Genomic DNA, 17,645 nt, shown 5'->3' on the forward strand with positions numbered 1-17,645 from the left:
CAATGAAGCCTTGACGTTTAAGCGCTTAGGGGGACTTATGCAATTGCAAAGCAATGGCGAACCAATGAAGCCTTGACGCTTAAGCGCTTAGGGGCATTGGTGACGTAGAATAATGTATTTACTAGCAAATGCATAAAAAGTACTAAAGCTAAAAAAGTTTATTAGTACTTCTTTAACATGCATTCCCTCAATATTTCATGTAAAATAGAAAAGGTATATAAAGTGAGAATCAAAAACTTTTGGAGGCAATTGATATGGAGACGCAAGAAAATATCATTAAATTTAATCATGTTTCATTTAAATATAATAGTGATGAACCACTTGCGTTAAGTGATGTATCCTTTGAAATTCCAAAAGGTAAATGGACATCCATTGTTGGTCACAATGGATCTGGTAAATCTACTATAGCAAAATTGATGATCGGTATTGAATCGCCTGCTGAAGGTCATATTTACTTTAATGATAAGTGTATTAATAAAGAAGACTTGAATTATTTAAGGAAACATATCGGTATCGTTTTTCAAAATCCAGAAAATCAATTTGTTGGCTCTACAGTAGAGTATGATGTGGCTTTTGGTCTAGAAAATCATGCAGTTACTTATGAGAAAATGCAGGAACTTGTTCCTAAAGCTTTATTAGATGTAGATATGTTAGACAGAGCAGAATATGAACCACAATCCTTATCTGGTGGTCAAAAGCAACGCGTAGCTATAGCGGGTGTACTTGCATTAAATACAGACATTATAATCTTGGATGAAGCGACATCAATGTTAGATCCTGCGGGTAGAAAAGAATTATTGACATTAATTCACCAACTTAAGGCTGATAATGATGTAACTATCATTTCTATCACGCATGACTTAAGTGAGGCAGCAGAAGCAGATCATTTAGTAGTTTTGAATGAAGGTACAGTATTTCAAGCTGGTTCACCTCAAAGTATTTTTAATTATGCAGATAGATTAACGGATATTGGATTAGACCTGCCGTTTTCAATACGTATGAACCAACACCTATCTGGTACTACTGAATACATAACTTATGAAGGGTTGTTGAAAAAGCTATGACAGTCAACTTTAACGAAGTCAGTTATGTTTATCAAAGAGGTACGCCGTTTGAGCACCTTGCATTAAAAGATGTGGTAACATCCTTTGAGCAAGGCAAATACTACGCTATTATAGGCCAAACAGGTTCAGGTAAATCAACATTGATACAGCACTTTAATGGCTTATTAAAGCCATCTAAAGGCGCGCTGCAAGTCGATGATGTAACAATCACTCATAAGACAAAGGATAAGCAGTTAAAGCAGTTACGTAAGCGTGTAGGTGTTGTGTTTCAATTTCCTGAGGCTCAATTATTTGAGGATTCTGTAGAACGAGAAATTATGTTTGGTCCTAAGAATTTTGGCATGCCTTTAGATGAAGTGAAAGATAGAGCCTTTCATTTACTACTAGACTTTGGTTTCAATAGAGATATCTTACAGCAATCTCCTTTTCAAATGTCAGGGGGACAAATGAGAAAAATAGCTATTACATCGATTTTAGCTATGGATCCTGATGTTGTTATTCTTGATGAACCGACAGCTGGTTTAGATCCGAAAAGTAGAAAACAAATTATGGAGTTAATTAAAAAGTTACAAATAGAACAAAATAAAACAATTATACTTGTGACACATGAAATGAATGACGTGGCTAAGTATGTAGATGAAGTTAAAATTATGAAACGTGGGAAACTGATTGAATCATGCTCACCACGCAAGTTATTTAGTGATACTAATTATGTAAATCAACTTCACTTAGATGTACCAGATATTGTGAAATTACAGAGAGATATAGAAGATAAATACCAGTATGATTTCAGTGAAATTGCGTTAACCGAGGCAGAGTTCATCGCGATGTATAAGGAGTGGCGTCAAGATGAAAGATAAGTTTATTATTGGACGTTACTTACCCTTAGACACATTAGTACATCGTTTAGATCCGCGCGCAAAATTAATATTTGTGTTCTTCTTTATCATTTTAATCTTTTTTGCACATTCATTTGTTACTTATTTATGGTTGTTTATTTTAATTCTTTTATTTGTGAAGTTATCTCATATCAAACTTTGGTTCTTATTTAAAGGCTTAACACCCATTTGGATTTTCCTAGTGTTCACATTGCTTATGCACTTGTTTTTAACTAAAGGTGGCACTCGGCTATTTGAATTGAGCTTTATTTCAATTGACACACAAGGGATATTAGAAGGTATCTATATTGTTTTAAGACTTATGTTTATCATTATGATATCAACTATTATGACATTGACTACAAGTCCTATAGACTTAACAGATGCGTTTGAACGTTTATTATCACCGTTAAAATTGGTTAAAATACCTGTACATCAGTTGAGTATGATGATGTCAATCGCCTTGCGTTTTATCCCTACATTGATGAATGAGTTAGATAAGATTATCTTAGCTCAAAAGTCACGTGGCTCAGAAATCAGTTCTGGTGGTTTAGCGAATCGTATAAAGGCCTTTATTCCATTATTGATTCCACTATTTATTTCTGCATTTCAGAGGGCAGAAGATTTAGCTATTGCTATGGAAGTAAGAGGCTATGAAGCAAACAAGCAAAGAACGAGTTATCGAAAGCTAAAATGGCAATGGCCGGATAGTTTGTTATTGGTATTGCTAGTACCTATAGCAATTATATTATTTGGTTTGAAATTAATAGGAGTGTAAGTTAATGCGCGTTTTGGTAAATATTTCGTATCAAGGAAGTCAGTTTCTTGGTTTTCAAATACAGCAAAATGGTAGAACAGTACAACAACAATTCGAAAGAATATTAAAAAGAATGCACAAACATCATGTTCGTATACAGGCCACAAGTCGCACAGATAGAGGCGTACATGCTATACAACAATATTTTCACTTTGATTCAGAATTAAATATTTCTGAGCAACAATGGAAATATGTTATGAATCGTGCTTTGCCAGATGATGTATATGTGAAAGACGTCACGTTTGTTGATGAAGCTTTTCATTGTAGATATGATTGCGTAGGAAAATCCTATCGCTATAAAGTTTATCAATCACCACATAAGGATCCATTTCAAAGTGGGTTAAAAACATATATAGCAGACACATTAGATATTGAGAAAATGGACCGTGCAGCGCAATTATTCGTAGGTACACATGATTTTACGGGATTTTGTTCTCAAAAAACTGAGATAGAAAGTAAAGTGCGCACATTATATAATAGTAGAATTAAAAAAACAACAGATGGCTTTGATTATATTGTAACTGGCTCTGGTTTCCTATATAATATGGTACGTGTGTTAATGGCTTTTCTAATAGAAGTGGGTAAAGGAAAACGGGAACCTGAAGAGGTGCCATATTTATTAGAATTGAAAGATCGTAATCAAATTCCGTTCACAGCGCCGGCAGAAGGATTATATTTAGAAAAAATTTATTTTACTTCTGAAGCACTAAAAAATGATTATGGCCATGATATAGAAATACATCAAAAAAATTCATCGAAAAATATCTAAATTACATTGACAAAACGACATAAAAATTATACGATTACTAACGGTATTGTTTTATATCACCCGCGATAAGCCCCGGAATCTTATTGTGTTACAAGATATAGAAGCACGTAGAACAACAATTAAAAAATAAATGAAATTTATGATTTAAAAGTAATAACTATTAAACAAGAAATATTTATTTATTTACTCTAGGAGGACAATTATTATGCGTCAAACATTTATGGCAAATGAATCAAACATTGAGCGCAAATGGTATGTTATTGATGCTGACGGTCAAACACTTGGTCGTTTATCATCAGAAGTAGCATCTATTTTACGCGGTAAAAATAAAGTAACTTTTACACCACACGTTGATAGTGGTGATTATGTAATCATCATTAATGCTTCAAACATCCAATTCACAGGTAATAAAGAGCAAGATAAAATGTATTACCGTCACTCAAACCATCCAGGTGGAATTAAATCAATTTCTGCTGGTGAGTTAAAAGCAAACAACCCAGAACGTTTAATTGAAAACTCAATTAAAGGTATGTTACCAAGTACTCGTTTAGGCGAAAAACAAGGTAAAAAATTATTTGTATATGGTGGCGCTGAACATCCACACGCTGCACAACAACCAGAAAACTACGAGTTACGTGGTTAATTAGAAGGAGGAAATTACATTGGCACAAGTTGAATATAGAGGTACAGGCCGTCGTAAAAACTCAGTAGCACGTGTACGTTTAGTACCAGGTGAAGGTAACATCACAGTTAATGACCGTGACGTACGTAGCTACTTACCATTTGAATCATTAATTTTAGATATAAACCAAGCATTCGATGTAACAGAAACTAAAGGTAACTATGATGTATTAGTTAACGTTAAAGGTGGCGGTTTCACTGGACAAGCTCAAGCTATCCGTCACGGTATTTCTCGTGCATTATTAGAAGCTGATCCTGAATACAGAGGTTCTTTAAAACGCGCTGGATTACTTACTCGTGACCCACGTATGAAAGAACGTAAAAAACCAGGTCTTAAAAAAGCACGTCGTTCACCACAATTCTCAAAACGTTAAGAATTACTGGCTTTGTTGCAAACGTGTTTGCAACTTCCGTATACGAGTATGCATAGCATATGACTTAACCTTAAGAGACTTTAAAAGCACTTCTCGAATTTATTCGAGGGGTGTTTTTTTTTTTTTTGCGTGGTAAAATAATTAGGAGTAAACAACCGTAAAACTTAATGGAAATAAAACACAAGATTTGAATGGTGACAAGCGATATATATAGGGAGTGATTTAAATTTTACTAGGTAATGTCACTGATAAGGTTTGGGCAAGCACCAAACATACTCGTTAAAAAGAAAATGTGATGGTTGCCATTAATAGCGTACAATTGTACTTTATGATAAATACCTTTATAGGAATTGAACATTAATATTACTTCTAAGATTTTCAACAGTTAGTAATAAAGTTTTTTTAATTTTTTATAAACTCAGTATTAACTTTATGTTGTTTGTATGAATAACGTTTTTTGAAAGCATACTCATAATATACGAGGGTAAGCAAAGAATAGTATGTAGCATCATCTATATATATGCTTACTAACTTAATATTTTTATAAGAGGTGAAGTACAATTGAAACTACATAGCAAAAATATTTTAACGCGAATGGTCACAATCATTACGATAGCAACGTTAACTGTAATGTCACTATTACTTTTTGTTGATACAGATAACGATATTAAAGCTGCTGAAAATCCTGAACAGCAAAGTGTGCCGACATTTTATTTACATGGTCACAGTGGCTCTGAAAAATCTATGCGATACTTAATTCAATCTGCTGTTAACAAAGGCGTTACGAAGAATGTCATTAAAGCGCATGTTTCAGCCAATGGAAATGTAACATTTGAAGGCGATATAAATACGAATGAGAAACACCCGATTGTTCAAATTATATTAGAAGATAATAAAAATTGGGATTACGAACAAAACGCTGTATGGTTAAAAAATGTTATAACTGAAACAAATAAGCATATTGAATTTAATAAGTTTAATATGGTGGCACATTCAATGGGTAATTTGACGTTAAGTTATTACATGCTTAATTACGGTGATGATGATTCATTACCACAACTTAACAAGCAAGTAGATACTGGTGCCCCATTAAATGGGATATTAGGTAGAGATGATAAGCCGAATCGTGTTAAATTAGATGAAAATAGCAAGCCAGATAAAATGACTGATGAATATAAAGAGTTACAACAGATGAAGTATAATTATCCTCAACAATCAGTGGAAGTATTAAATATCTATGGCGATCTATTAGATGGTACGCATTCAGATGGTAAGGTAACCACGCAATCTTCATTATCATTAAAGTATTTATTAGATGGTTATGTAAAATCATATAGAACGTTTAAAGTTGAAGGTGAACATGGGGAACATAGTGCATTGCATGATTATAATGTAGTAGCAGATGAAGTTAATGCATTCTTATGGAATGAATAAAAAAAGAAGCACTGTAATTGGGTCAATGATTGACACATTACAGTGCTTTTTTAAATCGTTAAATTGATTTCTCTAGCGATTAAATGCAACATATTTTTTCTGTTTGTTTCTCCAAATATATGTGGTTGTATCATTATCTCATCTACCGCATAAGAAGAACGTATAGCTTTTAATTGCTTAATGACTTCAGCAGGCATACCGCTAATTACACGGCGTTTGTTTTTTTCTACTTTTAGTAGTTCTCTATCTGAAAACGCCCTAGTCTTGGCATATTGAATAGATGGATAAGATTTGGGTTGATCTAAATAATTTATACGCAATAGCCATAAATGAAATGCGCGTTCTAAACTAGATAATTGTTCGCTTGTTGAAGCGGTGATGACAAATGTAGAAATGATGACATAAGGCTGTTTATCATAATGAAGTTGTTTAAATAAATCACGGTAATGTTCGATAACATTAGAGACATTGTCATTATCTTGACCCATTAACGCAATGACAAAAGGTAATCCTTGTTGCGCTGCTAACGTAGCACTCTTTATACTCATACCTAGAATATACAATGTAGGTTTAGAGTCTATGATGGGGGTTGCATACAAATCTGTAAAACGTGTTTGGTCGCTAGTGTCATCATTGAAATAATGAACTAAATCAGAGATTTGTGTATCGTAATCTACTGGTTTAGATTTATGTTCATTTAATGCATGATTTACATTTTTAAAGCTGGGGGAATGTCCAGTACCTAAATTAACTCTACCAGGATGCCTAGCTTCCATTATTTTAAATTGTTCAGCTACCTTATACGCACTATAATGCGGTAACATAACACCACCACTACCAATATGAATTGTGGAGGTGTTTTCTAACAGTGACATCATGACCATTTCTGGGGCACTTGATGCTACTGAGAATACTTGGTGATGCTCAGCTACCCAATAACGATGGAAACCTAAGCTTTCTGCTAATTGAGCTAATTCTATTGTATGATTTAAGGCTTGAGTTGCATTCTGGCCTTCGAAAATAGGGACATAATCTAAAATACTTAGTTTCACAAAAAATTCTCCTTATCACTTTAAGATTAGCCATCGCGCCAATTTAACACCATCATAACACGTTCATAAATAATCGAATAAGCGATTTGTTTGAATGCAAATGACTATAACTATAAAATAAGAGAAAAGAGAGAATGGAGGCAATATAATGAAAACAGAACAAATCGTGTTAGCCAAAAGACCAGAAGGTGTTCCTTCAGATGATGTATTTAGATATGAAACTGTTGAACTAAATGAGCTCAAAAAAGATGAAATTCAAGTTGAAGCACTGTACATTTCAGTTGATCCATACATGAGAGGTCGTATGGACGATAGTGATTCTTATATTCAACCATTCCAAATAGATCAACCACTGTCAGGACATGTGGTTGGTAAAGTATTAGCATCCAATGTAGAGCAATTTGAAAAAGGTGATATTGTCACAGGACAATTACCGTGGCAAAAAATAACTAATATACCAGCTAAACATGTTATTAAAGTGTCAAATAAAGATATTCCTTTATATTTGTATTTAAGTGTATTGGGAATGACTGGTCAAACAGCATATCATGGATTACTAAAAATTGGTCAACCTGAAGCCGGAGAGACAGTAGTAGTTTCTGCTGCTTCAGGTGCAGTTGGATCTGTCGTAGGTCAAATTGCCAAGCTAAAAGGTGCATACGTCGTTGGTATAGCCGGAGGTCCTGAAAAAACAGCTTACTTAACTGATGAGTTAGGATTTGATGTTGGCATTGATTATAAAGACGAGCATTTTGCTGAACAACTTGCTAACGCGGTGCCTAAAGGGGTAGATGTCTACTTCGAAAATGTTGGTGGCACTATTGCAGATGAAGTTATGAAACACTTAAATCAATTTGCGAGAATTCCTGTGTGTGGTGCCATATCTGGATATAATGATACAACAGTTGACTATGGCCCTAGAATACAACCAACTCTGATTAAAGCACAAGCACTAATGAAAGGATTTGTTGTAGCTAATTATGCCGATGATTTTTCAGCCGCAAGTAACCAATTAGCACAATGGGTTCAAGAAGATAAAATTAAAACAAAAACATCTGTAATGGATGGATTTGAAAATATCCCAAATGCTTTTAGAAATTTATTTACTGGTGATAATTTCGGCAAACAAGTGGTTAAAGTTTCAGATCATACCTAATTAAATAAAGGAGCTGTGTATTATGAAAGCGATTGGTGCAGACGAGGGGTTTACTTTAGAAGATGGGAACAAATTCTATGAGTTCGATATTGATCAACCGCAACCGAAACAATATGACTTACTCATTCGTGTACAAGCAATAAGTGTCAACCCAGTAGATACTAAAATAAGACAATCTCCGGTTACTCAAGCACCACGCGTGTTAGGATTTGATGCAGTAGGTGTGGTTGAAGCTGTAGGTGAAGAAGTAAAGCATTTTAAAGTTGGAGATGAGGTTTATTATTCTGGTTCTCCTTCGTATCAAGGGTCAAATCAGACGTATCAGCTTGTGGATGAAAGGCTAGTCGCCAAGAAACCACAAAATATTACCGCTGTCGAAGCAGCGAGCATACCATTAACAGGTCTAACTGCTTCTGAAACACTATTTGATGTATTTCAAATTTCACATAATCCGGATGAAAATAGAGGGCAATCTATATTAATAATCAATGGCGCGGGTGGTGTAGGGAGTATAGCGACACAAATTGCAAAACACCACGGGTTACATGTGATTACGACAGCGTCTAGAGACGAAACGCATGAATGGTCAAAAAATATGGGTGCAGATATCGTACTTAATCATAAAAATGATTTAGCTGATGAATTTAAAAAATATGAAATTAGTGAAGTGGATTATATATTTTGTACATTTAACACAGATCTTTATTTTGAAAAAATGATTGAATTAGTAAAACCGCGAGGGATCATTGCTACAATAGTAGCTTTTAAATATAAGCAAGATTTAAATTTATTGAAGCAAAAAAGCATTACTTTTACACACGAATATATGTACTCGAGACCATTATATAACACAGAAGATATGCACAAGCATCGCCAATACCTTACGGATATGACAGAAAAAATAGAAGCGGGCATCTATCAAACGACATTAAATGAAGTGATAGAAGGTTTAACAGCTGACCATTTGTTTGAAGCACATCAAAAGATAGAAAAGCAAAGTATGATTGGAAAATTAGTGATCCAATTATAAGTTAAGATAATTCAAAACCCTTCAATACTATCTCTATTAAGATAGTATTGAAGGGTTTTTATATTTTAGTATAGAAACTGAAACTCCAACTAGATATTTAAGTAGTTAGCTATATATAAGAGGGAATAATGACTTTGAAAATTAGCTGTGACGTGATAAATCAAAACAAATACTATCACTTACTTGAAACGAATACTTTGAAAAAGAGAGGGTATGTACTTTACATAAAGTAAAGGGAGAGTGGAATTTTGATATGCGTTTAACTAAAATGACTATGGTGTTTTGGCTTGCATTGTCTATCTGTACCTTATTTGTTATTTATGGAGCAATTGCACCGAAACAATTGGAAGCAGGTACACAAAGCATCACAAATTTTATTGCAGTTAATTTTGGCTGGTATTATCTCCTTCTAGTATTAGTTATTTTAATTGTATGTATTTACTTATTATTTTCTAGATATTCATCTATTGTTTTAGGTAAGGAGGGAGAAGACCCTGAGTTTTCACTAAAATCATGGTTTGCAATGTTATTTAGTGCTGGTATGGGTATCGGATTAGTTTTCTGGACAACTGCAGAACCTATTAGTCATGCCTTCACATTAACACCATTACATAAAGCTGGAACACAGACAGCTATAAATGAGGCAATGCAATTTTCATTCTTTCATTGGGGTATTCACGCTTGGGCTGTCTACGGTATCGTAGGTTTGGTATTTGCATACTTTAGTTTCCACAAAGGCTATCCTGGGTTGGTAAGTGCCACCTTAACACCTATATTAGGCACCAAAATGATGAAAGGGCCTGTGGGTGGTGCAATTGATGTACTGGCGATCATCGCAACAGTCACTGGTGTGGCAGCTACATTAGGATTTGGAGCACTACAAATAAATGAGGGCTTAAACTTTTTATTTGATATTCCTTCAAATTTTGGCACACAGGTCATTATTATTGTTATTGCCACGTTATTGTTTACTTGGTCAGCTTGGTCGGGTATTGATAAAGGGATTAAACATTTAAGTAATATTAATATGATCTTAGCATTTATCGTACTTATAATATTATTTTGTGTTGGGCCAACACTGAGCATATTAAATACATTTACCAATTCACTTGGTGATTATGTAGCTAACTTCTTTAAAATGAGTTTGCGTATACCACAATCAGGCGGAGAAAAGTACCAATGGTTACAACAATGGACTATATTCTATTGGGCATGGTGGATTTCATGGGCGCCATTTGTAGGCATTTTTATTGCGCGTGTATCACGCGGTAGAACAATTAAAGAATTTATCTTGGGCGTACTGTTTGTCCCAGCGTTAGTTTGTTTCATGTTTTTTGCAGTGTTTGGTGCTTCAGCCATTTATTTGCAGCAAAATGGTATCGCTCATATTGCTAAAGAAGCAACCGAAACAGCTACTTTCGCCACACTGGAACATTTTCCATTAGGCTTCTTGCTCAGTATTTTGACCCTAATCGTAATTATGATATTTTTTGTTACTTCTGCAGATTCAGCGACATATGTTTTAGGGATGTTAAGTTCTAAAGGAAATATACATCCATCCGGTATTGTAAAAGTAAGTTGGGGTGTTATTTTAGCGTTATTTGCAGTAATTATGATATATACAGGAGGGACGCAATCAATTCAGAATTTATTAATTATTGCGGCGCTGCCATTTTCAATCGTAATTATTCTAATGATTTGGTCGTTATTTAAATCACTGGCAATCGAAAAGCCAAGACCGAGTAATAAACTTTTTGTGTCAGATGATAAATTGTTACAATATCGCAAATCAAATAAACAAGAAAGACATTAAAGGTAAGACAACAAAATAAAATGAATGAATTTATTTTATCAAAGAAAATTAAAAGAAAATTGAATAAAAATGTTTCTAAGATTTTTTTTGAGGGTATGAGTCTGATATGACAAGTACATAATATAGAAGCATAGGAGGTGTCATACGAGGTGAAACGACTTAAGAATTTTATCTTAGGATTATTAATTGTAGTAATCGTTGGTTTTTTATTATTTATGTTCATCAAAGATTCACGAATAAGTAAGTATCAAGATTACTTATTACAATTTAACTGGTTCATACCAACATTAATTGCTTTATCAGCTTTACTCATCTTAATAGGCCTAATACTAGTATTTAGCTTGTTTAAACCTACGTATAGAAAACCTGGACTTTATAAAGATTTCGAGGATGGTCATATTTATGTATCAAGAAAAGCAGTTGAAAAATCTGCCTACGATACGATTGTTCAATATGACGAGGTACGTCAACCAAATGTTATTGCAAAACTGTATAACAAGAAGAAGAAATCACACATTGTTTTAAAAGCTGACTTTTTCGTTCCTGGAGATGTTCAGGTAAAATCACTGACAGAAGAAATACGCAATGAAGTTAAACAAAATGTAGAGCATTTTACGGAATTGCCAGTATCCAAATTAGAGATTAATGTTAGAGATCAAAAAAGTTCAGGCAAACGCGTGTTGTAAGGGAGGGTTATCATGGCTAACAATAATAACCAAAATGGACAAGATTCTACGCAACAACTTATTGATTTTTTCAAGACGTTTAAATGGAGAATCATTGGCTTTTTAGCATTTTTAATTATAGCAATATTATTCTTAACACTTGGTTTCTGGAGCACAGTTTTAATCATTGTATTATGTTTGATTGGAATTGGAATTGGGTATACTAAAGACCGTACGCAAGACTTTTTAAACTTCTTAAATCGATGGAGTTAAGAAGTTTAAAATAAAAAATAGTAATTTAGGCAAAATAAATTTTATAACAAAAAGGAGAATTTATTATGGCAGTAGATAATAACAAAGCAAAACAAGCATATAACAACCAAACTGGGGTTAAAGAACAAGAAGTTCAAGAGCAACAACAACAGCAACAACAAAACCAAGAACCTGAATTCTCAAATAAATTAACTTTTTCTGATGAAGTAATAGAAAAAATCGCTGGCATCGCTGCTCGTGAAGTAAATGGTATTTTAGAAATGAAAGGTGGATTTGTAGATAATATCTCAAGTTCATTTGGTAGCAGTAATAACGTAACTCAAGGTGTTAGCGTTGAAGTTGGCGAAAAACAAGCCGCTGTTGACTTAAAAGTAGTATTAGAATATGGTGAATCAGCACCTAAAATCTTCCGCAAAGTTACAGACTTAGTTAAAGAACAAGTGAAATATATCACTGGTTTAGAAGTAGTTGAAGTTAACATGCGTGTTGAAGATGTAATGACTAAAAAAGAATGGTCACAAAAAAATCAAAAGAATGAAAAAAACGAAGGATCAAGTAGCGAACAAAAAGGCTTACAATAAGCAAACTGTTCATAACTTAAAAAACTACCGATAAAGCATTATGCTTTATCGGTAGTTTTTTTGTTGTTTATTATTGTTTACGGTACAAAGGGTTAGTAACTTGTATATAAGTATAGTAATCCGCTTCATCTTCAAGGCGCATTGTTGTCACACATTTATAATCAATCTTGGGTGCAAATAGAATTGAGCGTATTTGAGATATCCTCTGAGGATTATCCATAGTCTGAGCGATTTCGATTAATTTCTGATTTAAATTATCACTAATTAGCGACCAAATTGTTTGTTCTAAATCTAATGCACTACTAGATTTAGCAACATTTACAATGAGCTCTCCTAAATGATTTTGGATACTGGAGTAAAAGACTTTATTAAATACAGTTTGTGCTTGATCTGTTAATATTAATGATTTTTCATGAAATTCATTTGTACTATAGCCCATTTCATTTAAATAAGCTTCTTCGATACGTAACCCTTCAAAATCACGAATATATAATTTGTTTAGTGAGCCATCTTTGTTAAATGCAGCTATTGTATTTTGTAAATGTGCTTCTAATGCTATTCCGTATTTTACATATAATGGTAGAGCAATATCTATCATTGCTTGGCTATAACGTTCAAACCAGGCTATACATGCTTTTTCGTAACTATCGAAGTGATGCGTTGCTTCATATGTACGAATTAAAGTTGTTAAAGGTGTTTCTTGGTTATTAGGATAATTTGCTACTAAGCTTGATGGAATCACTGGTGTAGCATCCTGTTGTACTAATTCATAGATATTGGTTCTAAATAACGTGCCTAATTGTTCACTTCTAGTAGTCTGTATCTCATCTGAGTCATTAGAATTGTAGAAATGTATACCCGCGACCTCATCAATTGTATCGGCATTGATTTGTTGAAATAAAAGATCTTGATATTTTATATCGTTAAGTATATGAGTCACCAGTGGTCCATTTATTGTTGTTTGTTCTGATAAGGTTCTAATTTCACCAGTGATGTGCACATTAGTTGATAATTTAATATGCGGTGAGGTTACTGGTATCTTTGGCATTAACGTTCTAAAAGAAAGTCCTGCATAATAATCAAGTTGATAATCAATCGGAATAATTTGATTTGATTGTAATTCCTTAACATAGTCTTTTCCTAATATTTCATTATATTGCCAAGGATGGACGACCATTACATAATATTGCTGCATTTTCTCAATTCCTACTGCATTAACACCTGTATCATATAATCCTTCGAATAATGCATAAACTGACTCATTATAATTTTGTGATAAAGATTTTACTTTGGCAATATCTTTATGAATCAAGATAAATTTCATCCCAATCGCATGACCAAATTCAGATGAATAATTTATGGCTGTTTTTGGCGTCATCCCTTTGCGTAGTTTAGCACCTGGGTGGAGCGGATGACCTTCTACAACAGCCTGCTCAGACCGTAAATAGCTATCAGTATCATTAGAAATTAATTGCCATAGTGGCGCATGTTCATCGGCTAAAGTATATGCTTGAAAACTAAGCGCAATTGCCATATTAGCTACACTGTTATTGATATCTGATGAAAACTGTGCACTTGCTTCATTGTTAAGTTCAGGTGCTTCAGTTAAAATACACGATAAAATTTCATCCGGATGATATATTCTTTCAATTTCATTTTTGTATTCAAAATAGAATGGACCTTCTACATCAATTCTGTCAAAAGCATGTTCACCTGTAATTGGGGCAAATAGAGTTTTTTGAGATTTTGGAAACTGAATTTTGAGTAAATTTTTTTGTTCTGTTTCAAATGGGAAGTGCAATGATTGTGTTGTGATAATCTCGCTATGCGCACGGCTATAGACTAAGTTCTCCCTATGTAATGAGGTGATGAGACGTTGTGAAACTTTATCTCTACTCACTAATAACATTGTATTAAAATAGTCTGCCCATTCATTATCGATGGAAGATAAATATTCAAAAGCATGTTTTTCATCAATAGTGAGATTTCTAATTAAGTTGTGGTTGTTTCTTTTTGAATTCATAAAAGCACCTCTAAAAAATTATTTTACAAAAACATAATATATTTGTATAATCTATAATAACGATAATGATAATTATTATCAATTAAAAAGACGGGTGGATTTCCATGGCTAAGTACTTTTTTTCTAGTTCCTTTCTGTTATTTTTAGGGAATTGGATAGGACAAATTGCATTGAATTGGTATGTGTTTAATTTATATCACAATGCAATTTATTTAGGATTGATTAATTTTTTCCGTCTTGTGCCCATTTTACTTATTAGTGTATGGGCTGGCGCATTGGCAGATCGATGCGATAGAGGAAAATTATTAAAAATCACAATCACAGCATCATTTATATTAACGGCTATACTTTGCATTTTAACATTTCAAAGTAAACAATTGCCTATAATTATATTTTTGTTATACGCATTAGGAAGAGGCATTATGAGTGCAATAGAAACACCTGTCCGTCAGGCTGTATTGCCTGATTTAACACATAGACTTACGACAACACAGGCGGTATCTTATCACTCATTTATCATAAATATTTGTCGCTCAATAGGTCCGGCTGTCGCAGGATTTATTATGGCAGTTTATAGTGCACAAATGGCTTTTGCATTGCAGGCATTATGTTATTTGATTTCAATATTATTTTGTTTACCATTAAAATTCAAAGTAAATAAACAACCTAAAGCTGAAACGGAAATGAATATAAAGATTGTTATTGATTACTTTAAAGAAAATAATGTAGGTGCAAGAATATTTATAACATCACTTTTGATTATGGCAACAGGTTTTTCATATACAACTTTATTACCAGTATTGACAGATAAAACATTCCCAGACCAAGTACAAATATTTGGTACCGCTATGACATGTTGTGCTATAGGTGGTATTATCGCAACAATTATATTACCTAATATACTAGATAAAATTTCAATGGTAAAAATGTACTATATGAGTTCTGCACTTTTTGGAATCTCATTATTAGGAACGATTAGTAGCAATACATTCTTACTCTTCTTATCTATATTTTTCATCGGTTTATTCAGTCAATGGGCGCGTACAACAAATAGAATTTACTTTCAGCACCGTGTAGAATCTGAACATAGGGGGAAAGTATTAAGTGTTGTCATGATGGATAGAGGTATGATTCCATTAGGTGCGATGTTGATGAGTTTTTCAGCGGAACTATTGGGTATAATAGAGACGTTTATCGCTATGGGCGTAAGTACAATAGTTATTGCATTATTATTTGGTTTATTAAGTAGACAAAGGAAAGATGGAGGCAACGTGATATGATGCGTCAAACATGGCAGTTAGCCGATAAAAATGTACAGTATCGTATTTTTAATGCGATTATAAAAGAACACATATACCCTGAAAAAACATTATTTAATGAATATAAAAATTCAGTCGAAATACAGTATGAAGGCCAACTTTTAAAAGTTGAAACAATGAGAAAAAGTGCAATGGCAAGATATGTATTTCACGGTGCAATTCAATATATAAAGGGCGACGTAATAACGGAGATTAGCTCAGTAGAACAATTACTTGATATTCTGCATCATCAATTTAATATTTCAGTTAGTGAGAGGTTAAAAGAGGAATTACTTTCTAGTAGAGATGGATTTGTATTAACTTATGAACATTTCAGTAATAGACAGGCTTTAATTGATGCGACATTAAAGTTTTCTAGAATGCCAGAGACGATTAATTTCTTTTCATGGTTACAACATATGACAGATTCAGGTCAAATGGATGATTTGAGTTATTCAGAAAGTTTAGTAGTAGAAGGTCATCCTACGCATCCTTTATCTAAGACAAAATTACCTCTGACAAATGATGAAGTGAAAAAATATGCGCCCGAATTCGAAAAAATTATTCCATTAAAAGTTATGCTTATTCATGAAAACAATTGTGTAACAACTTCAATGGAGGATGATGCGCAATATATCCTTGACTATATTATTCCTGAATACCGTTATAAATTAAAAGCATTTTTAGAGCCATATGGTTTGGAGCTCAATAATTATAGAGTACTACTTGTGCACCCATGGCAATATGATAATGTCATTGTTAAGCAATTTGCCAATTGGATTGAGGATAGTCGTTTATTACCGACGCCTTTTGAAATTGAATCAAAGGCAACATTATCATTTAGAACGATGGAACTTGTTCATAAGCCATTTCATATTAAATTACCTATAAATGTACAAGCTACGAGTGCGGTGAGAACTGTTTCACCAGTGACGACAGTAGATGGGCCTAAACTAAGCTATGAATTACAAGACATGTTAGATATATATCCGCAATTACAAGTTTCAATGGAACCATATGGAATACACGCACAAGCAGATCCAGATATTGCAAGACATCTAGGGTGTATTATAAGATATCAACCTGTAATAGCTGATAATGGACTTACGCTTGTGACAGCGAGTCTGGTAAATAAGAATCCAGTCGATAATAAAGTGATTGTAGATAGCTATTTAGATTGGGTAGGTGAAGGGCCAACATTAGATTCGATAAAACAGTTTATGACAAGTTACGCAAGTACTTTAATCGAACCTTTAATTGCATATATACAGGATTATGGTATTGCTTTAGAAGCACATATGCAAAATACTATCGTAAACCTTGGTCCTAATTATCAAATGAAATTTATTATTAGAGATTTAGGTGGTTCTAGAATTGATTTAGAAACATTGAAAAGTAAATTGCCTAATATTGATATTACGAATACAAGTTTAATTGCAGAAAATATTGAAGCGGTTATCGCTAAATTTCAACATGCAGTAATACAAAATCAAATTGCTGAACTTATTCACCATTTTTCACAGTATGATCAAGTTAATGAAGCAATACTTTTTGATATCGTGCGTGACATTATAAATAAAGCAATTGATCCATCAAAGGCGCATGCTCCAATTTTATCAAAAGTATTATTTGGTAAATACATCACGGTAAAAGCACTTTTACGCATGCGTATGGAAAGCAAAGTGAAACAATATGTCACAATTGATATAAGTAATCCGATATATAAAGAGGTGTAAA

At 33.4% G+C, this 17,645-nt stretch carries 17 protein-coding genes; 15 read left to right on the forward strand and 2 right to left on the reverse strand.

Features of this window, described 5'->3' with window-relative positions:
• The first annotated feature begins 254 nt into the window (after positions 1 to 254).
• The 7 genes from QMO72_RS03625 to QMO72_RS03655 all read left to right on the forward strand — a co-directional run bounded on the left by QMO72_RS03625 (position 255) and on the right by QMO72_RS03655 (position 6,017).
• Positions 255 to 1,064 carry an energy-coupling factor transporter ATPase gene (locus QMO72_RS03625; RefSeq protein WP_103266465.1) on the forward strand — a complete coding sequence of 270 codons (810 nt, stop codon included), beginning with the start codon at positions 255 to 257 and terminating at the stop codon, positions 1,062 to 1,064.
• Complete coding sequence (locus tag QMO72_RS03630) at positions 1,061 to 1,924, forward strand: energy-coupling factor transporter ATPase (protein WP_103266466.1); 864 nt, start codon at positions 1,061 to 1,063, stop codon at positions 1,922 to 1,924. The genes QMO72_RS03625 and QMO72_RS03630 overlap by 4 nt, the downstream gene beginning before the upstream one ends.
• Positions 1,914 to 2,720 carry an energy-coupling factor transporter transmembrane component T family protein gene (locus QMO72_RS03635; RefSeq protein ID WP_103266467.1) on the forward strand — a complete coding sequence of 269 codons (807 nt, stop codon included), beginning with the start codon at positions 1,914 to 1,916 and terminating at the stop codon, positions 2,718 to 2,720. Before QMO72_RS03630 ends, QMO72_RS03635 begins: the two co-directional genes overlap by 11 nt.
• Positions 2,721 to 2,724: 4 nt before the next feature.
• Entirely contained in the window at positions 2,725 to 3,528 is an 804-nt protein-coding gene (gene truA, locus QMO72_RS03640) for a tRNA pseudouridine(38-40) synthase TruA (protein WP_103266468.1), read from the forward strand.
• Between the two features lie 205 nt (positions 3,529 to 3,733).
• The gene (gene rplM, locus QMO72_RS03645) at positions 3,734 to 4,171 is read left to right on the forward strand and encodes a 50S ribosomal protein L13 (RefSeq protein WP_069822781.1); all 438 of its coding nucleotides are present in this window, start codon (positions 3,734 to 3,736) and stop codon (positions 4,169 to 4,171) included.
• 19 nt (positions 4,172 to 4,190) lie between these two features.
• The gene (rpsI, locus tag QMO72_RS03650) at positions 4,191 to 4,583 is read left to right on the forward strand and encodes a 30S ribosomal protein S9 (RefSeq protein WP_046835646.1); all 393 of its coding nucleotides are present in this window, start codon (positions 4,191 to 4,193) and stop codon (positions 4,581 to 4,583) included.
• A 561-nt stretch (positions 4,584 to 5,144) separates the two neighbouring features.
• Positions 5,145 to 6,017 carry an alpha/beta hydrolase gene (locus QMO72_RS03655; RefSeq protein ID WP_103266469.1) on the forward strand — a complete coding sequence of 291 codons (873 nt, stop codon included), beginning with the start codon at positions 5,145 to 5,147 and terminating at the stop codon, positions 6,015 to 6,017.
• Positions 6,018 to 6,067: 50 nt separating this feature from the next.
• Here the strand turns inward: QMO72_RS03655 and QMO72_RS03660 are convergent, their stop codons facing one another.
• On the reverse strand, positions 6,068 to 7,069 hold the full coding sequence (locus QMO72_RS03660; protein WP_103266470.1) for an LLM class flavin-dependent oxidoreductase: 1,002 nt from the start codon (positions 7,067 to 7,069) through the stop codon (positions 6,068 to 6,070).
• Positions 7,070 to 7,217: 148 nt separating this feature from the next.
• Between QMO72_RS03660 and QMO72_RS03665 the strand changes: the two genes are divergently transcribed.
• The 6 genes from QMO72_RS03665 (at position 7,218) to QMO72_RS03690 (ending at position 12,587) form a co-directional block, all read left to right on the forward strand.
• Positions 7,218 to 8,225, forward strand: coding sequence for an NADP-dependent oxidoreductase (locus QMO72_RS03665; protein WP_103266471.1), 1,008 nt, complete (start codon positions 7,218 to 7,220; stop codon positions 8,223 to 8,225).
• Between the two features lie 22 nt (positions 8,226 to 8,247).
• Positions 8,248 to 9,255 (forward strand): zinc-binding alcohol dehydrogenase family protein, encoded by a 1,008-nt coding sequence (locus QMO72_RS03670; protein WP_103266472.1) that lies wholly within the window; start codon positions 8,248 to 8,250, stop codon positions 9,253 to 9,255.
• A gap of 253 nt (positions 9,256 to 9,508) precedes the next feature.
• Entirely contained in the window at positions 9,509 to 11,068 is a 1,560-nt protein-coding gene (locus tag QMO72_RS03675) for a BCCT family transporter (protein WP_103266473.1), read from the forward strand.
• Between the two features lie 149 nt (positions 11,069 to 11,217).
• Positions 11,218 to 11,754 (forward strand): alkaline shock response membrane anchor protein AmaP, encoded by a 537-nt coding sequence (gene amaP / locus QMO72_RS03680; protein ID WP_103266474.1) that lies wholly within the window; start codon positions 11,218 to 11,220, stop codon positions 11,752 to 11,754.
• Between the two features lie 12 nt (positions 11,755 to 11,766).
• Positions 11,767 to 12,006 (forward strand): DUF2273 domain-containing protein, encoded by a 240-nt coding sequence (locus QMO72_RS03685; protein ID WP_069822776.1) that lies wholly within the window; start codon positions 11,767 to 11,769, stop codon positions 12,004 to 12,006.
• A 65-nt stretch (positions 12,007 to 12,071) separates the two neighbouring features.
• Positions 12,072 to 12,587, forward strand: coding sequence for an Asp23/Gls24 family envelope stress response protein (locus tag QMO72_RS03690; RefSeq protein WP_046835639.1), 516 nt, complete (start codon positions 12,072 to 12,074; stop codon positions 12,585 to 12,587).
• 70 nt (positions 12,588 to 12,657) lie between these two features.
• Here the strand turns inward: QMO72_RS03690 and QMO72_RS03695 are convergent, their stop codons facing one another.
• The gene (locus QMO72_RS03695) at positions 12,658 to 14,610 is read right to left on the reverse strand and encodes an IucA/IucC family protein (RefSeq protein WP_103266475.1); all 1,953 of its coding nucleotides are present in this window, start codon (positions 14,608 to 14,610) and stop codon (positions 12,658 to 12,660) included.
• Between the two features lie 104 nt (positions 14,611 to 14,714).
• On the opposite strand from QMO72_RS03695, the gene QMO72_RS03700 reads away from it, so the two are divergent.
• Positions 14,715 to 15,890, forward strand: a complete 1,176-nt coding sequence (locus QMO72_RS03700; RefSeq protein ID WP_103266476.1) for an MFS transporter — start codon at positions 14,715 to 14,717, stop codon at positions 15,888 to 15,890.
• On the forward strand, positions 15,887 to 17,644 hold the full coding sequence (locus QMO72_RS03705) for an IucA/IucC family protein (RefSeq protein WP_103266477.1): 1,758 nt from the start codon (positions 15,887 to 15,889) through the stop codon (positions 17,642 to 17,644). Before QMO72_RS03700 ends, QMO72_RS03705 begins: the two co-directional genes overlap by 4 nt.
• Position 17,645 lies beyond the last annotated feature (1 nt).

This window comes from Staphylococcus casei (assembly GCF_030294405.1).
Taxonomy (GTDB): Bacteria; Bacillota; Bacilli; order Staphylococcales; family Staphylococcaceae; genus Staphylococcus; species Staphylococcus succinus.

Excerpts from the sequence above, each read along its gene's own strand:
- QMO72_RS03625 (WP_103266465.1), top strand. The coding sequence starts at position 255 with ATGGAGACGCAAGAAAATATCATTAAATTTAATCATGTTTCATTTAAA.
- QMO72_RS03630 (WP_103266466.1), top strand. The coding sequence starts at position 1,061 with ATGACAGTCAACTTTAACGAAGTCAGTTATGTTTATCAAAGAGGTACG.
- QMO72_RS03635 (WP_103266467.1), top strand. The coding sequence starts at position 1,914 with ATGAAAGATAAGTTTATTATTGGACGTTACTTACCCTTAGACACATTA.
- truA (WP_103266468.1), top strand. The coding sequence starts at position 2,725 with ATGCGCGTTTTGGTAAATATTTCGTATCAAGGAAGTCAGTTTCTTGGT.
- rplM (WP_069822781.1), top strand. The coding sequence starts at position 3,734 with ATGCGTCAAACATTTATGGCAAATGAATCAAACATTGAGCGCAAATGG.
- QMO72_RS03665 (WP_103266471.1), top strand. The coding sequence starts at position 7,218 with ATGAAAACAGAACAAATCGTGTTAGCCAAAAGACCAGAAGGTGTTCCT.
- QMO72_RS03670 (WP_103266472.1), top strand. The coding sequence starts at position 8,248 with ATGAAAGCGATTGGTGCAGACGAGGGGTTTACTTTAGAAGATGGGAAC.
- QMO72_RS03675 (WP_103266473.1), top strand. The coding sequence starts at position 9,509 with ATGCGTTTAACTAAAATGACTATGGTGTTTTGGCTTGCATTGTCTATC.
- QMO72_RS03685 (WP_069822776.1), top strand. The coding sequence starts at position 11,767 with ATGGCTAACAATAATAACCAAAATGGACAAGATTCTACGCAACAACTT.
- QMO72_RS03690 (WP_046835639.1), top strand. The coding sequence starts at position 12,072 with ATGGCAGTAGATAATAACAAAGCAAAACAAGCATATAACAACCAAACT.
- QMO72_RS03695 (WP_103266475.1), bottom strand. The coding sequence starts at position 14,610 with ATGAATTCAAAAAGAAACAACCACAACTTAATTAGAAATCTCACTATT.
- QMO72_RS03700 (WP_103266476.1), top strand. The coding sequence starts at position 14,715 with ATGGCTAAGTACTTTTTTTCTAGTTCCTTTCTGTTATTTTTAGGGAAT.
- QMO72_RS03705 (WP_103266477.1), top strand. The coding sequence starts at position 15,887 with ATGATGCGTCAAACATGGCAGTTAGCCGATAAAAATGTACAGTATCGT.